This window comes from Paenibacillus chungangensis, assembly GCF_042675905.1.
GTDB classification, from domain to species: domain Bacteria; phylum Bacillota; class Bacilli; order Paenibacillales; family Paenibacillaceae; genus Pristimantibacillus; species Pristimantibacillus chungangensis.
Window position 1 is genome coordinate 1 of record NZ_JBHTJZ010000046.1, and the last position, 1,127, is coordinate 1,127.

At 45.8% G+C, this 1,127-nt stretch carries 1 protein-coding gene; it reads right to left on the bottom strand.

What is annotated here, in order from left to right; all coding sequences use genetic code 11:
- Window positions 1-937 (bottom strand): IS21 family transposase (istA, locus tag ACFQ2I_RS19495; protein ID WP_377567215.1); only part of this gene is annotated, 937 nt, incomplete at its 3' end.
- Window positions 938-1,127 lie beyond the last annotated feature (190 nt).

The following is a 1,127-nucleotide window of genomic DNA, read 5'->3' on the forward strand; positions in this document are numbered from 1 at the left end:
CTTCATGGAATACTTCTGTCCGGCTGCCTTCTCGCTTCTGAAACGGTGCATCGTTAAAATCCTTCAACTTACGAGCTATTGCAAGTTTCACTTCATCCAACGAGTGAAATACCTCATTACGGAGCTTAGCGATGATGGCTGTAGCTATTTTCCCTACGGTTCCTTCTACGGATGCTTTTTGTTTAGGCTTTCTTACCCCGGCTGGCATAATAGCAGTCAAGTAGTGATTGCCAAGGTCCTCGTACTTTTCATTGAGGACAATTTCACCGTCACGAGGATGGCTGATCACGCCAGTTTTTAAATTGTCGCATGTAGTTCTGACGGTTGAGCCGCCAAAGAATTCGAACATATGCACATGGCATTTCAGCCAAGTATTCTGCTTCATGTCAAGGCACGGCTCTACATATGAGTACTGGCTGTACGGTAGGGTAGCGACAAACAGGTAAACCTTGATCATTTCACCTGTAGCGCGTTCAACGATTGTCATCGTCGACCCACTCCAGTCCACTTCACAGACCATGCCAGGCTTGTGGAGCAAATGGTTGGTTAGACTATTAGCGGTGACAAACTCAGCATAGCCTTCACAAAACTTCGTGTATCCCATGGATAAGGCACTTGAAGCTTGGCATACATCCTTATATTCATGCCATAAGAGCTTTAGATTCACCCCTGTCTTCTTGAGCTCTGTGTGGATGTAGCTGTAGTCGGGAGCCTTGTATAGCGTCTCAGCGACATACTTGTCGGGGTAAAACATCCGGTAGACTTCTTCATCTGATTTTTCTTTGACATCGTTGTAAGTGATGCCAAGTTCATTCGCAAGCCTGAATACATCTCCTACAGAATGTTGAGACATCTTGCGTGTGCGACAGATTTCCCGTTGCGACATTTGTGCAGCGCGAAGTTCTAGAATGAGCTTCGCCTTAATTTTCTTGGCCATGTGATGGCCTCCTTCCTAGTAGATACGTGATGTGAGATTTCTCTCCACAACTTAATCTACAGGAAGTGATGCTATTGTGCGGATTGGTGATGTTATTGTGCGAATCCCGTCACAAATGGAAGGTGATGCTGATGTGCGTATCGCTGTTGCTCAGAAGCGAATCGGTGTTGTCCTAACAGCGAAATAATCA